The sequence below is a fragment of the Flavobacterium sp. 2755 genome (genome assembly GCF_031455715.1).
GTDB lineage: Bacteria > Bacteroidota > Bacteroidia > Flavobacteriales > Flavobacteriaceae > Flavobacterium.
The window spans coordinates 306,931-321,700 of sequence record NZ_JAVDTG010000005.1; the positions used below are offsets into that span (position 1 = coordinate 306,931).

Here is a 14,770-nt window from a genome sequence, read left to right on the forward strand (position 1 = left end):
ATATAAAAAAATCATCCACTTTAGATGAATGATTTCTTTTATATTTAACAGTTTAAAAAAGTTAGCTTTGACTTACGCTTCCTCCGGAACTTGTTTCTTTATTGATCGTTTTGGGAACATTTTTGTAGTTAATATTTCCACCGCTGCTCGCTTGTGCTTTTAAACTTAAAATTGGGTGAACACTTATCACTGCTCCGCTCGAAACATCAGCATCAACATCATTTGCTAATAATTTTCCGGCTTCTATTGAAGACCCGCTAGACGCTGAAGTCTGCACTTTTAATGCTTTTCCTTTAATGTCGATTGAGCTTCCGCTGCTTGAATTACAAGAAACATTATCAGACTCTACATCTACATGCATTGATGCTGCACTTGAAGTTTCTAGTTCTATGTTTTCTCCCTGAATTGTATTTTTACTTAAAACACTTGCAGCACTCGAAGCTTCGATTTTACCAACGTGAGGTAATTTTACCGTTACTTTTTTCTGTGTTACATTACGGAAAGAAGAGAATTTGCATTCAATGATCAAAGTTCCGTTTTCAACTTTTGTAATGATTTCTTTCTGCAGATTATCATCAGCTTCAACTGTAATGTCTACCGAATCAGATTGCTGAATAACTAAATCTATTGCATTGCTTACTTCGATGTTTTTAAAATCTCCCTGAACAATTCTTTTTTCAGTCGTTACATTCCCGCTGCCTTCAATTGTGTTCAGGTTTAAGTTATTACATGAAGCAAACAATAAAGCGGTAATTGTGGCAATAACAAATTTCGTAATATGAATGATTATTTTTATCATGGCTTAGTTAATTTTAATTATAACTCCGTTTTTATCAGTGGTTAGCTTTCCGTTAGTTTTTTTACCGTTTAGAATTTCTTTTCCATTTACTTTAATAGAAACTTCGTTTACAGTATCTTTTTCAATATGATTTTCTTCATTGTAATCTTCATGGTATTCTCCATCATGATCTTCATCGTCCATTTCATCTGCAGGGCAGTTCAAACATTTAATTTTTGAACCTTCTACTTTATAGTTGTAATTTCCGCTAAAGTGTAAGTTAAAGAAATCATCGTCAGTATCATCATATTCTTGTATTGATGCATCTGGTTTAAATAATTGACCTTCTGGTAAATATAAGAACACATCAACTTCCTGGCCTCTGAACTTGTTTTTAACATCTGTCAGAAAATAATTATCCAAAATTAAACGATTTCCGTTAACTTGGTATTTAAAATTTATTTTTTCTGCTCTTTTTTTAGCGTTAGTTAATGAATTTCCTCTAGCGCTTTTTTCTATCTGAATATAAGGAGAAGCTTCATCAGTACGTAAAACATGTAAACGTACATCTGTTGAATAAATCAAATCATTTCCGGCTGAATCCTGTACAAATTGAAAATCTCCGTGACGATATAAATCTTTAGCGTAATAGTCATTGTATCTGAATTTTACATACAAAGTATCTTTTGGAGTAATAGCAATTACTTTCTTTTCTACCACTTTATTGTCGCGAGAAATCTCTGTAGCTTGTTTAATTCCAATACTAATTGCGATTGCAACAGCGATAATCCATACGGCTAACAAAGTATATTTTGTAATGTTACCAATTGATTTTAAGTTTGGAGACAACAATTTAAATCCTAATAATGTTAGGAAGAAAAACGGAATCCCTACTGCAAAAAGCATCAATAAACCAAAAGACCAAATAGGATATTCTGTAAAGTTACCGGCTTCAATAAAATTCTGCCAAGGGAAATCAACAAAAGCATTCGTTCCTAAGGTAAAAACTCCAACCATTAACATGATTAAAACCGCAATACCAGACATGATTAAAATTACTCCTAAAAATTTAGCGAAGATTTTAAAAACCGTGATGATAAAGTCTCCAAATGAACTACTTATTCTCTCAGCTCCCGACTTTACCTGGTTTCCCATTTTGTCATAATCTGCATTTTTAAATTTATCAGACAATGAATCTATTTCCTCACGAACTTTTTTTTCAATGTTCGAAATCGTAACCGGTTCTCCTGTCATTTCTAGTTTTTCAGAAGTTGTAACAGCTTCAGGCGTTACAATCCAAAGAACGAAATAAGCTAAAATTCCAGTTCCAAAACCTGCAAAAACAAAGATTAAGAATACGATTTTGATCCATACAGCATCAATTCCAAAATAGTGGGCCAAACCAGTTGCAACACCGCCAATCATACCATTTTCTTTGTCACGGTATAATTTTTTGTGACTTCTTCCACTATAATTATTAAAAGACTGATTTGATTTTTCTTCCTCGTCAATGATGTAATCTTCAGGTTGTCCCATCACCGCAATCACTTCGTCAACATCTTTCAGTCCAACAACATGTTTCTCGCTTTTTTGTTTTTCTGTTAATAATTCAGAAACACGCATTTCGATATCTTTAATAATTTCATCTTGTCCAGACGAGTTGTTAAGTGATCGTTTTATAGCGTCAAAATAGCGTGTCAATTTTAAATATGCATCTTCATCGATGTGAAAAAACATACCGCCTAAGTTAATATTTACTGTTTTGTTCATGACTTATTGATTTTGATTGGTGATTAGTTTTACGGCGTCAGACAATTCAGTCCAGGTACCGCTAAGTTCGTTTAAAAATGTCTGCCCTATTTCGGTTAATCCATAATATTTTCTAGGTGGTCCAGATGTCGATTCTTCCCATCGATAATTTAGTAAACCGTCGTTTTTCAATCTAGTTAAAAGCGGATAAACTGTTCCCTCAACAACTAGTAATTTTGCGTTTTTTAAAGTGTCTAATATTTCAGATGTATATGCGTCTTTTTCTTTTAGAACAGATAAGATGCAAAACTCAAGAACACCTTTGCGCATCTGTGCTTTTGTGTTTTCAATGTTCATAATTTCATTTTGTTTTTTTTAGATTGAACAATTCGTTTTTTGATTGATGATAATTGATTGATGATTGATTGTTTTTTTTGGAGCTGTTTCCTGCTATCCGTTTCAATCTTTTGTGCCGAACCCCGGCACAAAAGGATTTCCACTTCTATCAGGGCTAGGACTCCCGTATTTTATAAGAACTTTTAATCTTTTTAGGTTATTGTCACACTGAGCGAAGTCGAAGTGCTTCCTAAACCTTAATTACTTTATAAAAGGAATCGTTAGCGGATATTTGTATAATTCTCCGTTTGAAGCTTTTATTGAAGCATAAATCACTAAAAAGAATTCAACAAATTTTAAAAGTCCAAAAAGTACCACCGCCGTAGCTCCAATACTTAAAAGGCCAATGTTTCCTTCAAAATTGAAATTTCTGATGTAGAAATCTTCATGGTCATTAAAAACAGCTTCGATTGGAAGGTTTTGTAAAAAAACCGTAACAAAAACCGGGATTGCGATTAAAGCTAAGATTAACGTGTAAAGCAATAAACTTAACTGAAAGTTCAAAGCCTGTTTTCCGTGATGATCTACAAACTCCGATTTGTCTTTATAACTTGACCAAATGATGATTGGAAAAATATAATTTCCAAACGGAATAATGTATTGACTTAATGTACTTAAATGTGCGAATGCCGAAGTATTCTTTTCTGATGATTTTTCCATGATGAGTGGTTTTGATTGAATGATTAAAAGCATATAGTAATTTCTTATGCAAATATATATCTAAAAGACAGTATCTTGTTTTACATAGTACCAAATATTAACAAAATTTTAACATAGTTAAAATGAATTTTAGAAGTATAAATAATTGAAAATCATTGTAAAGTATTGATTTTACTGGCAGTTTTATAAAGTAATATCAATTTATTGTGCGTGCATAGTTTTTTTGTATTTTTACATAAAAAATATATCAAATGGCAATATCTGTATCTAAACTTAACAAATTTGTATTATTCAAATTACCGTCGGCATACTTTTGCGGCGTACGTGTAAAAGCAATTGACAAAGACAGATGTGTAGTAAGTGTAAAACACCGCTGGATAAATCAAAACCCTTTTAATTCGATGTATTTCGCAGTTCAGGCAATGGCTGCCGAGTTAACAACAGGCGCTTTGGTTATTTCACAAATTCAGCAAAGCGGTAAAAAAATCTCAATGCTTGTCGCTAATAATAAAGGGAACTTCACAAAAAAAGCAACAGGAAGAATAACTTTTGTCTGCAATGACGGACATTTAATTGCCGAAGCCATTCAGCAGACAATCGCAACAGGCGAGGGGCAAACCTTCTGGATGAAATCTATTGGAACTAATGAAGAAGGTGTTCAGGTTTCAGAAATGGATTTTGAATGGAGCGTTAGATTGAAATAATTTTATAGCCACAAATTTCCCGAATTAGCACGAATTTTAAAGTTTTAAATCTATACAGCTTCAATGTAGATAAATAATTCGTGGAAATTCGAGAAATTCGTGGCGAAACAAACATAAAGAAAGACCTCAAGCAATTGAGGTCTTTTTTGTATTTATTTGTTAATCAGTAAGTTTTGTTGTGTTTTTGAACTTTTTCTTTTGTAATTTTATTCTATAGTTTCTGCTCCGGAAATATTCAGTCTGCTAATTTTATCTTCATTTATCAACACTAGCTTTGTATCTAAATTAAATTATATTTGTAAGATAAATATTTCATAATAGAAAAGCAGAATTTTATCAAGTTGCCTAAATCTTCAGGATTTACAATTAATTTTTTGATTTATCTTTTAATAGTATTTACCTAAAAAAGTAAAATATATGGATGATAAAAAACAAATATTTCAGACGGTTACCCAAAAACGCTGGAAAACATTTCAATGGTCAAGCAGGCTTATTTTGTTTCTTCTTATTTTAATGGTTCCTATTTTTTTTATCACTTTAAAAAGAGGATTAAAACCACCTTTGCCGCTTTTAGCCAACAGCAGCCGAGCCGGACATAGTTTAGAAAATCCCATAACACCAAAAGATTTAAGTGATAAGGAACTCAAAAAGTTTAAAGGGTTTGATTATTTCTTAAGAGAAAAAAAGAAAATAGAAAAATTACGAAAACAGCCAATTGCACCAAAAACTACTGAGGAAGTTCGGGCTGCTTTTTATGTTGACTGGGATCCGCAGAGTTTATTTTCACTCCAAAAAAATATTGACAAACTCAATATGGTAGTCCCGGAATGGTTTTTTATTGATCCTAAAACCGATTTACTGCGAACAGAAATTGATACGGCAGCATTGAAAGTGATGAAAAAAGGAAAAGTAAAAATTCTTCCGTTAATCAACAACATCAATGAATCTTTAGGCGAAGGCGAATTTGACGGCGATCTTATTCACCGCATTCTTCATGATACAAATAAAAGAGAAAGACTAATTAATGATATTGTAAAAGCATTAAAAAAATATGATCTACAAGGAATAAATATTGATTTTGAAGAGTTTAAAGAAAACAGTGATGAACCTATAATTGCTTTTCAGAAAGCCTTATACGAAAAACTGCATCCGCTTGGCTATCTTGTTTCGCAGGATATTATGGCATCAGATGATGATTTTAATGTAAAAGCATTGGCAAAATACAATGATTATATGTTTTTGATGGCTTATGATGAACATTATGCCGGCAGTGTTCCGGGAGATGTAAGTAGTCAGAAATGGATAGAACGTATCGTAGACAAAACGGCACAGGAAATTCCATCAGAAAAAATTATTCTTTGTTTTGCCGGATATGGTTACGACTGGCAGGAAAAACAAGAAGGTGAAACCATAACTTACGATCAGGCAATTGCTATTGCAAAACAGCACAATGCCACGATAAAATTTGATAATAACAGCTATAGTAACTCTTTTAATTATACTGATAGCAATGGTAAAAAACATGTAGTCAATTTTGAAGATGCTGCCACTAATTTTAATACGATAAGGTTTAGTGACGAATATGGTTTGGGAGGAACCGCTTTGTGGCGTTTAGGAAGTGAAGATCAGCGTTTGTGGAGTTTTTATCAGCGAAGCCTAACAGATGAAAGCATCAATAAAAAGCCTTTCGATTTTAATATAATGAAACGTGTCGATACGCGAATCGAAAGCCCCGCTTATATTGGAGACGGCGAAATATTAAATGTTATTGCGGCTCCTGCAGCGGGAAAAATAGAATTGGAAATCAATAATGACGAAGACATTATTACAGAACAGAAATATGTAGAATTACCCACAAAATATGTAATCAGCAAATTTGGAAACGTAAACAAACAAGTCATTTTAACTTTTGATGACGGGCCGGATCCTACTTATACACCTCAAATTTTAGATATTTTAAAAAGAGAAAAAGTACCGGCAGTATTTTTTGTGATTGGTATTCAGGGAGAAAATAATATTCCGCTGCTGCAAAGAATTTATAAAGAAGGTCACGAAATAGGCAATCATACTTTTACACACCCAAATATTGCTTTGGTAAGTCCGGAACGAGCGGCCAAAGAAATGGAAACGACCCGATTATTAATCGAAGCCGTTACCGGAAAAAGTACCGTGCTTTTTAGAGCGCCTTATAATGCAGATGCTGAGCCCACAACAGAAGCCGAACTAAAACCAATTGCATTAAGCAAAGCACAAAATTATTATACTGTTGGAGAAAGTATCGACCCAAATGATTGGGAAAAAGGCGTAAGTGCCGATTCTGTTTACATTAGAACTATACAACAATACGAAGCAAACCCCGATAAAGGAATTATTTTGCTTCACGATGCCGGAGGAAATAGAGAAGCTACAGTTACAGCTTTGCCGAGAATTATTAAATATTTTAAAGACAGACATATTCAGTTTACGACTGTTGCTCACTTGCTTGGTAAAACAAAAGATGAGATTATGCCAGAAGCAAAAGGTCCGTTTATTTCAGTCGATAATTTTATTTTCGATTTCGGATATTGGTTTGGACATTTTATTACGGCGACATTTTGGGTGGCTATTTTTCTGGGTTTTTTCCGAATCGCATTAATGGCAATTATGGCTTTTATTAAAAAATGGAAAGATCATAAATACCCGCCGGTTTACAAGCCTTCAAATGAAGTTCTCCCAAAAGTGAGTATTATTGTTCCAGCTTATAATGAAGAAATAAATGCGGTAAAAACTATAGAAAATTTATTGGGTCAGGATTATCCGGATTTTGATATTGTTTTTGTGGATGATGGATCGAAAGACAAAACTTTTGCCATGATTAACGAAGCTTTTGCTAATAATCCAAAAGTAAAAGTCAATACCAAACCAAACGGAGGGAAAGCATCTGCCTTAAATTACGGAATTAAACTAACCCAAAATGAGTATGTAGTTTGTATCGATGCCGATACGCAGCTAAAAACCGATGCGATTTCGCAATTGATGAAAGGTTTTACGATGCAGTTAAAAAACAATGAAGAGATTGGAGCGATTGCTGGAAATGTAAAAGTAGGAAACGAAAATACAATGTTGACCAAATGGCAGAGTATTGAATATACAACTGCACAAAATTTTGACCGCAGGGCTTTTGATTTAATAAACGGAATTACGGTTGTTCCCGGAGCGATTGGCGCCTTTAAGAAAGAAGCAATAGAAAAAGCAGGAGGCTTTACAACCGATACACTTGCTGAAGACTGCGATTTAACGATTCGGATTTTAAGAAATGATTACCGAATTATAAATTGTATTGAAGCCGTTGCGATAACAGAAGCTCCGGAAAGTTTGAAAGAATTTATGAAACAGCGTTTCCGCTGGAGTTATGGAATTATGCAGGCATTTTTTAAAAACAGAGATGCGTGTTTTAATCCAAGATATAAAGGTTTAGGAATGGTTGCTTTACCTAATATTCTTCTCTTTCAAATCGTTTTACCAATATTTGCGCCTTTGGCTGATTTAATTCTTATTTTAAGTTTAATCTGGAATTTCAATGATCCGGATAGTCTTCATAAAATATTGGTTTATTATATAGCTTTTATGGTAGTAGATATGCTGGTTAGCGTGATTGCTTTTATTTTTGAAAAAGAAAAACTCACTAAATTAATATGGTTAATTCCACAGCGATTTGTATACAGACAATTGATGTATGTAATTCTATTTAGAGCATTAAGAAGAGCCATAAAAGGCGAAAGTCAAAGCTGGGGAGTACTTACCAGAACAGGAAATGTAGCAACAGTGAAATAGTTTTTTTGCCACAGATTAAAAGGATTAAAGAGATTTCTGGGGGAAGTTGATTACTAGTTTTTTCGCCACGAATTACACGAATTTCCACAAATTTTTAAAGTTTGAATCTAAAAAAAATAATTCGTGAAAATTCGTGTAATTCGTGGCGGAAAAAAAACAACATAAAAAAAGGCCTCAAATATTTGAGGCCTTTTCATTTAATACATGTTGCGATTATTTCTTAGCGCAGCATTTTTTGTCTTTTTTTGAATCTGTTTTTTTGCAGCAAGATTCTTTTTTAGCTTTTTCTTTCTTAGCAGGCGTAGTATCCTGAGCTTGTAATCCAATTGTAAATAAAGCGATGGCTAAAACGGTAAATAATTTTTGCATTTTTTGTAAAATTTAGTTGTTAGTAATTTTCGTTTTTTGATTGAAGATGTTGGTTCAAATATAATGCGATTTTGTCTTGGAAATTGTCAACGATAAGTTAATAGAGAAATATAGAGATGTTAATATAGTCCCTACGGGACAATTTTAATGCGGGTTATTTTTTTCTACCGATATCTTATCTCTACGAGATATGTTCTAGATTTCTAGTAATACTCCGTTAGGAGTTTAATATCGGTAGAAAAAATATTGGTAGAAAAATAAATGAAACCACACCCGAATGTCCCGTAGGGACTATACCTCTTTAATAATTCAAATTAACCCCAAAACCAATTCCCATATCGCTGTCATAATGTGTTGTAATTCCAAAGTTACGGGCAACGATATATTTTAATCCCGCCATATATTCCTTATCCGTATTCCACATTAAATTCATACGCAAACGTCTCGAAAGCGGAATATCTTTTCGTTCAAACTGCACTCTCACATTTCCATCGGTATACATTTCAACCTGAGCTTTTACAAGCATTGGCAAAGTATATTCAGCTCCGATACTAAAAACAGAACGATTGTCTTTTGTATTACTTTGTCCAAAAAGATTTTGTTCCTGTTCGTCCATTCCCATTTTTCGGTATCGCCAGTCGAAACCTATAAAAGGCATAAACCATTGCATTTTGCCAATGTATCGGCCAATATGCGTTTCAGTTTCATAACCGTGTTTGTCATTATAACCTAATCTCCATTCTGTACCAATGCTCCAGCGCGTGTTGCTGTACATTGCTTCTCCGTCGTTTCCATTTGAAGCAAAATCATTTTCGGTCATAAAATGAAACATTCGATCATCCATTTTTAGCATTTTATACGCCATTTCAGGATGATGGATCAACGGATTTGAAGCCGAATTTTCATAACTAAAAATACGTCCCATTCCCGCCATCATGTGATATAAAATATGACAATGAAAAAACCAATCGCCATCTGCATTTGCCTGAAACTCGATTGTATCCGTTTCCATCGGCATAATATCAATCACATTTTTTAGCGGAGAATAATCACCATGTTCGTTCAGAATTCTAAAATCATGTCCGTGTAAATGCATTGGGTGACGCATCATTGAGCCGTTGTACAATACAATACGAACGTTTTTACCTTTTTTAATTAAGATTTTATCCGTTTCAGAAATGACTTTGTTGTCCAAGCTCCAAACATAACGGTTCATATTTCCAGATAATGTAAAACGTAATTCTTTTACCGGAGCGTCTTTTGGAAGTGTTGTTTTGGTTGGAGACTTTAACATTCCATAATTCAAGGTGGTGATCTGGGCCGTTTCTGTGGTATCGCTAGACATTTTCATATCGTCATCCATTTTCATGCCTTCCATATTATGCATCGAATGATCTTCAGTTTTTGTAGATTCCTCTTCGCCGGAAATTTCAGGATACATTACGGCATTCATGTCCATTTTGTTCAGCGACATATTCATACCCATATCATTCATTTCGCCGTTCATCTTCATCATGTCGTTCATCATTTTCATCCCTTCAAAATATTTTAATTTCGGGAGATGAGAAACAGATTGTTTATTTCCTTCGCCTAAAAACAAAGAAGCAGATCCCGTTCTATCTTCGGCTGTAGCTAAAAAAGCAAAGGATTTTTTATCTTCAGGAATCGTAACCACGATATCATAAGTTTCAGAAACGGCAATAATCAAACGGTCGACTTCTACAGGTTCAACATCGTTTCCGTCGCTGGCCACAACCGTTATTTTTCCACCGCCATACGTCAGCCAGAAATAACTGGATGCGCCTCCGTTTGCAATTCGTAATCGAACTTTGTCACCCGCCTTAAACTGCGAAAGCTGGTCTTCATTTTTTCCGTTGATTAAAAACTTTTCATAATAAACATCACTTACATCCATGGCATTCATACGTTTCCATTCGTTAGTGACTTTTGTTGAAAACTGACCTTTTTTAATTGCTTCAGCATAACTTTGCGTTGTTCCTTTTTTTATGGCAAACCAATCGTTGGCATTATGAAGCATTCGCTGTACATTCTCCGGTTTCAGATCCGTCCATTCGCTAAGAATAACTGGAACAGTCGGCAAATCGTCAATCCCTTTTCTAAAAGTCGAATCGTCTTTCTTTTTATTGATAATGAAAAGCCCGTATAAACCAATTTGTTCCTGAAGTCCCGAATGACTATGATACCAATACGTTCCGTTCTGGATAATTGGGAAAGTGTATTTATGAGTTGTTCCCGGTTTAATAGGCATTTGCGTTAAATACGGAACACCATCTTCTTTATTTGGCAGAAATAATCCGTGCCAATGCAGCGCTGTATCTTCGTTTTTTAAATCGTTATGCACATAAATTTCGGCAATATCGCCTTCCGTAAAAGTCAATGTCGGCATCGGAATTTGTCCGTTTACGGTAAGCGCGCGTTTTTCTTTTCCAGAAAAATTCACAATAGTATCACGAACGTGTAAGTCGTAACGAACTACTTTTTGCGAAAGCATATTCTGAACGAAAAAGATCAAAAATAGAAGGACTAAAAATATCGTTTTATTCATTTTATAGCATTGTAATTAGCATAATAAAACTCATCAGGATCATCAAACCATCTTCTATAATCGTTACAGTACTCATTGGTAAATTGAAAACAGCACCTAAACAAGCACATTGGATTTTCTTTTTATTTAATAACGATTGCAAAACACCAACGATACTAATAGTCATTACAATAAAAGTAACAGCATTGGTCAATAACGGATTAAAATTCAATAAATATGAAATTCCCAAACCTAGTTCAATAAAAGCATAGGCATATCCCCAGGTCGGAATTTTTTTTGCCAGCACATCATACATCATATAACTTTCGGCAAAACCTTTTAAATTTAATAGTTTAAAAAACGAAAAAACCAGAAAAAATCCTGCCATAAAGTGTGGCATTGCCTGCATATAATCAAAATGATGATTGGTAAATTGTATTAATAAGGTAACGAAACTGATGTAGAAAAAAATCAATAAAATAGGTTTATAAGTGGTAAACCATGATTTTACTTCTTCAGCGTTTTCATTATGATCGACAGCTTTGATTTGATATTTACTTTCAAGTGCATTTTGCAATTCTGTCAGCGCAACGTGTTTGTCCATGGTTATCGTTGCGGTGCTATTATCTTTAGAAACGGCAACATCGGTCACGTTGTCTACAAGCTCAAGTGCTTTTTTTACTTTGTCTTCGCAGCTTGTACAAGTCAGTCCGTTAAGTTGATATGTATGTGTCATTGTTTTATTTAATTATATTACAATGCAAATTTCCGAAGTAAGGTTTACAACGGTTTGTATAATTTTGAGAATGATTTGCAAGATTTACTAAAAGTGGTTTTTTACCGCAAAGAAGCAAAGGTTTTTATCTAAATAATAATCTCGCAAAGTCGCAGAGCCGTAAAGTTTTTTCTTTTGTCATCCTGAGCGAAGTCGAAGGAACGCAAAGGAAGTCGTCTTTTTTGTCATTTCGAGGAACGAGAAATCGCACCAGAAACTCCATTCCTAAAAGCGTCAATCTTTGTCGATTTACGAGTGCGATTTCTCGTTCCTCGAAATGACAAACTAGATGCTTAATTACTGACTTAAAAAACTTTGCGCTTTTGCGACTTTGCAAGAAATAGACTCTTTTACAAATTCTCGATCTGAATACGTTTCTTATCTTTCAGCTGTTTGAAATAAGTAGGTGTGAAGCCTGTTATTTTCTTAAATTGATTACTTAAATGCGCAACGTTGCTGTAGTTTAAAAGGTCAGCGATTTCACTTAAAGAAAGCTCATTGTAAATCAACAGTTCTTTTACCTTTTCTATTTTCTGACTGATAAAATACTTTTCAATTGTAATATTTTCAATTTCAGAGAAAAGATTACTTAGCGAATTATAATCCTGATGAAGGTTTTCGACTAAATAATCAGATAAATTGATTTTGAGTTCGTTGTTTTTATGATGAACCAAATCGACAATCAGATTCTTTATTTTCTCGATAGTTTTGGTTTTTTTATCATCGAGTAAATCAAAACCTAAAGTCTGCAGATTTTTAAGTAAAACTTCTTTTTGAGAATCTTTGATTTCATCTTGCAGTTCGACTTCGCCTAATTCGACAGAAATAGTCTGAAGTCCGAGTTTTTCAAACTCAGACTTCACAACCATTTTACAGCGGGCGCACACCATGTTTTTGATGTAGAGCGTCATATTTATTTGATGGTTTCTACCACGTTTCCGCAAGTTAACATCGAAGAACCGTAATACGGATTCTTAACTGCTTTTTCTTTGCTTAACCAGTCAGCATCAGCCATTGGGCAATATTGTTTGTAAACAACATCAGTCGATTTTGAAACTTTAATTAAAGTATAAGTGTTTTTTGAAAGTGATTTAAAAGTCTCACGTTGTTTTTTTAAATCTGTTGTAGTCGAAATACTTTTAGCATCGGCAGTTAATTTTTTTACCACTTTCATCCAGGCTGTATGTTCGTCAGATTTTAATTTGTCCATTTTTATGGCAGTAATCGCGTCTAATAAATCTTTGGCTTTCGCCGAAGTTACTTTTGCATCGCTCTTAATTAAAGCATCTTTTACAGTAAAATAAGCATCATAAACAGATTGCAGCTGACTTGAATCAGCGATTTCAATTCCTGTTTCTGTTGTTTTAATTGTATTTGCCTGAATCGTATTTGCAGTAAATAATAAGGTAATTATTGCTGCTATAGTTGATATTAAGTTTTTCATTGTGTGTAAATTTTGATAGAGAATGTAATTTTTCTCTAAGTTAAATAATTTAGGATGTTTTTTAATCTCGCAATCCCAATAGCTATCGGGAGCAAAGTTTTATATTTCTTCGAGCCTTTGTGCCTTAGCGGCAAAACACTATTATGGCTGTCAGAAATAGAATTACTTTATTTTAGGAATTAACCAAATAGAAGTAAAACCATCAGAAATACTGGCGGTTTTATAATAAGAAATAGATTTCTCAGACGAGAAATTAAAGAGATTATTTTCGAATTCAAATTCGTTTGTGGTAAGCAGACTAAATTGCAAAGCAGTAGTTGTACAGCTCGAATGATCGCATTTTCCACTGCAGCCGTGCTGATCTTTAGAATTATGATCTTTTTTACAGCAATCTTCCTGACAAGAATGGGGATTCTCTTTTTTAGAAACAGCTTTCTTTTCGCATGAAGTTTTCGCAGAAGATTTTCCACATGCATAACCTGAACTGGACATCAAAAAGAAGCCAAGAGTTAAAAGGAAAAACAATATGTGAATTTTTTTCTTCAATGAAAATGCTTTGGAATTACAAATTTAGATAATTTTTTTAAGAGCCGTTACTTATTTAAGATTTCCAATTTTATATTTTCTTAAAATCAGTTGGTTTCATGTTTTTCTTCTTTTTAAAATAATTAGAAAGATGGCTTTCATCAGTAAAACCAAATTCGTAAGCAATTTGTTTGATAGAAAGCTTATCATTATGAATGCGTTTTTCGATTAAAGTCGTTCGCAGATTATTAATGTATTCGCGATAACTGATAGAAAAAGTCCTTTTAAAATAAGCACTAAAATAAGTTTCGGCAATATTAAAATGACTGGCAATGACTTTTATCTGAACCAATTTTGGGTTATAAATATTTTGATGAATATAAGTCGCAATTTGTTCGTTGTCGATATGCGTCGATTCCATTCGCAGATTCATACATTTAATCGTTTCTTTGATTACGCCAAAAATTGAAAGAATCTGATAAAATATAATTGGTGAAGACGAAACATCGGTTTTACAATTATAAGCCGTAATATTTTCAATCGTATTTTTTAGAATCGTTTTGCAAGGATCGTCTAATTTTAAAACGGTTTCCTTTAATAATTTATCCCGCATAAAATTTTCCGGCGTATGAATTAAGAATTCATCGCAGGTTAAATTTTGTTTCGAATTAAAATAATTATCCGTGAATTTGATATAAACAAAGCGTGTTGATTTTTTAATATCAAAATAATGTTCGTCTTCTGGCGAAATCACAAATAAATCTCCGGATTTGTAAGGAAGAAGATTATTGTTGAGGTGATGAACGCCGCTTCCTTTCTTTATATAGATGATTTCGTAATACGTATGTGTATGCGGCGGAAGATGAAATTTTTCATCTTCAAACTCATGAATGACAAGAGTTTCAAACTGATTTAATTTCGGCATGTTTTATTATTACAAGTTTATGTTGTAAATGTACAACTTTTTTCTTGCTTAATGGTGTTAAATTTGCACTGTAGAAAGTCTTTCCCT

The 14,770-nt window shown here is 33.5% G+C and carries 13 protein-coding genes; 2 read left to right on the plus strand and 11 right to left on the minus strand.

Annotation, left to right across the window (positions count from 1 at the left end):
* Positions 1–61: 61 nt before the first annotated feature.
* The 4 genes from J2Y38_RS14140 to J2Y38_RS14155 form a co-directional block, all read right to left on the minus strand.
* Positions 62–799, minus strand: coding sequence for a head GIN domain-containing protein (locus J2Y38_RS14140; RefSeq protein ID WP_309843625.1), 738 nt, complete (start codon positions 797–799; stop codon positions 62–64).
* Positions 800–802: 3 nt separating this feature from the next.
* Positions 803–2,548 carry a PspC domain-containing protein gene (locus tag J2Y38_RS14145; protein ID WP_309843628.1) on the minus strand — a complete coding sequence of 582 codons (1,746 nt, stop codon included), beginning with the start codon at positions 2,546–2,548 and terminating at the stop codon, positions 803–805.
* 3 nt (positions 2,549–2,551) lie between these two features.
* Positions 2,552–2,884 (minus strand): PadR family transcriptional regulator, encoded by a 333-nt coding sequence (locus tag J2Y38_RS14150; protein WP_017498072.1) that lies wholly within the window; start codon positions 2,882–2,884, stop codon positions 2,552–2,554.
* Positions 2,885–3,124: 240 nt separating this feature from the next.
* Positions 3,125–3,583 (minus strand): DUF4870 domain-containing protein, encoded by a 459-nt coding sequence (locus tag J2Y38_RS14155; RefSeq protein WP_309843633.1) that lies wholly within the window; start codon positions 3,581–3,583, stop codon positions 3,125–3,127.
* Positions 3,584–3,834: 251 nt separating this feature from the next.
* Here J2Y38_RS14155 and J2Y38_RS14160 point away from each other — a divergent pair, with 251 nt between their 5' ends.
* Positions 3,835–4,287, plus strand: coding sequence for a DUF4442 domain-containing protein (locus J2Y38_RS14160; protein WP_180860058.1), 453 nt, complete (start codon positions 3,835–3,837; stop codon positions 4,285–4,287).
* 417 nt (positions 4,288–4,704) lie between these two features.
* On the plus strand, positions 4,705–8,100 hold the full coding sequence (locus J2Y38_RS14165; protein WP_309843635.1) for a polysaccharide deacetylase family protein: 3,396 nt from the start codon (positions 4,705–4,707) through the stop codon (positions 8,098–8,100).
* A gap of 213 nt (positions 8,101–8,313) precedes the next feature.
* Here J2Y38_RS14165 and J2Y38_RS14170 read toward each other — a convergent pair whose 3' ends face one another.
* The 7 genes from J2Y38_RS14170 to J2Y38_RS14200 all read right to left on the minus strand — a co-directional run bounded on the left by J2Y38_RS14170 (position 8,314) and on the right by J2Y38_RS14200 (position 14,683).
* The gene (locus J2Y38_RS14170) at positions 8,314–8,469 is read right to left on the minus strand and encodes a hypothetical protein (protein ID WP_177178044.1); all 156 of its coding nucleotides are present in this window, start codon (positions 8,467–8,469) and stop codon (positions 8,314–8,316) included.
* Positions 8,470–8,770: 301 nt separating this feature from the next.
* Positions 8,771–11,035, minus strand: a complete 2,265-nt coding sequence (locus J2Y38_RS14175; RefSeq protein ID WP_309843637.1) for a multicopper oxidase domain-containing protein — start codon at positions 11,033–11,035, stop codon at positions 8,771–8,773.
* Between the two features lies 1 nt (position 11,036).
* On the minus strand, positions 11,037–11,750 hold the full coding sequence (locus J2Y38_RS14180; protein ID WP_309843639.1) for a MauE/DoxX family redox-associated membrane protein: 714 nt from the start codon (positions 11,748–11,750) through the stop codon (positions 11,037–11,039).
* A 389-nt stretch (positions 11,751–12,139) separates the two neighbouring features.
* Positions 12,140–12,700: an AraC family transcriptional regulator gene (locus J2Y38_RS14185; protein WP_309843642.1), complete on the minus strand. Its 561-nt coding sequence runs from the start codon at positions 12,698–12,700 to the stop codon at positions 12,140–12,142.
* A 2-nt stretch (positions 12,701–12,702) separates the two neighbouring features.
* Entirely contained in the window at positions 12,703–13,233 is a 531-nt protein-coding gene (locus J2Y38_RS14190; RefSeq protein WP_309843644.1) for a DUF3347 domain-containing protein, read from the minus strand.
* 162 nt (positions 13,234–13,395) lie between these two features.
* A complete protein-coding gene (locus tag J2Y38_RS14195; protein WP_309843647.1) occupies positions 13,396–13,779 on the minus strand; it encodes a hypothetical protein in 384 nt (127 codons plus the stop codon).
* A 70-nt stretch (positions 13,780–13,849) separates the two neighbouring features.
* Positions 13,850–14,683: an AraC family transcriptional regulator gene (locus J2Y38_RS14200; RefSeq protein WP_309843650.1), complete on the minus strand. Its 834-nt coding sequence runs from the start codon at positions 14,681–14,683 to the stop codon at positions 13,850–13,852.
* Positions 14,684–14,770: the final 87 nt, after the last annotated feature.

What these genes read in the sequence shown, in the direction of transcription:
- J2Y38_RS14165 (WP_309843635.1), top strand. Translation starts at nt 4,705, where the DNA reads ATGGATGATAAAAAACAAATATTTCAGACGGTTACCCAAAAACGCTGG.
- J2Y38_RS14140 (WP_309843625.1), bottom strand. Translation starts at nt 799, where the DNA reads ATGATAAAAATAATCATTCATATTACGAAATTTGTTATTGCCACAATT.
- J2Y38_RS14170 (WP_177178044.1), bottom strand. Translation starts at nt 8,469, where the DNA reads ATGCAAAAATTATTTACCGTTTTAGCCATCGCTTTATTTACAATTGGA.
- J2Y38_RS14160 (WP_180860058.1), top strand. Translation starts at nt 3,835, where the DNA reads ATGGCAATATCTGTATCTAAACTTAACAAATTTGTATTATTCAAATTA.
- J2Y38_RS14200 (WP_309843650.1), bottom strand. Translation starts at nt 14,683, where the DNA reads ATGCCGAAATTAAATCAGTTTGAAACTCTTGTCATTCATGAGTTTGAA.
- J2Y38_RS14180 (WP_309843639.1), bottom strand. Translation starts at nt 11,750, where the DNA reads ATGACACATACATATCAACTTAACGGACTGACTTGTACAAGCTGCGAA.
- J2Y38_RS14155 (WP_309843633.1), bottom strand. Translation starts at nt 3,583, where the DNA reads ATGGAAAAATCATCAGAAAAGAATACTTCGGCATTCGCACATTTAAGT.
- J2Y38_RS14190 (WP_309843644.1), bottom strand. Translation starts at nt 13,233, where the DNA reads ATGAAAAACTTAATATCAACTATAGCAGCAATAATTACCTTATTATTT.
- J2Y38_RS14145 (WP_309843628.1), bottom strand. Translation starts at nt 2,548, where the DNA reads ATGAACAAAACAGTAAATATTAACTTAGGCGGTATGTTTTTTCACATC.
- J2Y38_RS14175 (WP_309843637.1), bottom strand. Translation starts at nt 11,035, where the DNA reads ATGAATAAAACGATATTTTTAGTCCTTCTATTTTTGATCTTTTTCGTT.
- J2Y38_RS14150 (WP_017498072.1), bottom strand. Translation starts at nt 2,884, where the DNA reads ATGAACATTGAAAACACAAAAGCACAGATGCGCAAAGGTGTTCTTGAG.
- J2Y38_RS14185 (WP_309843642.1), bottom strand. Translation starts at nt 12,700, where the DNA reads ATGACGCTCTACATCAAAAACATGGTGTGCGCCCGCTGTAAAATGGTT.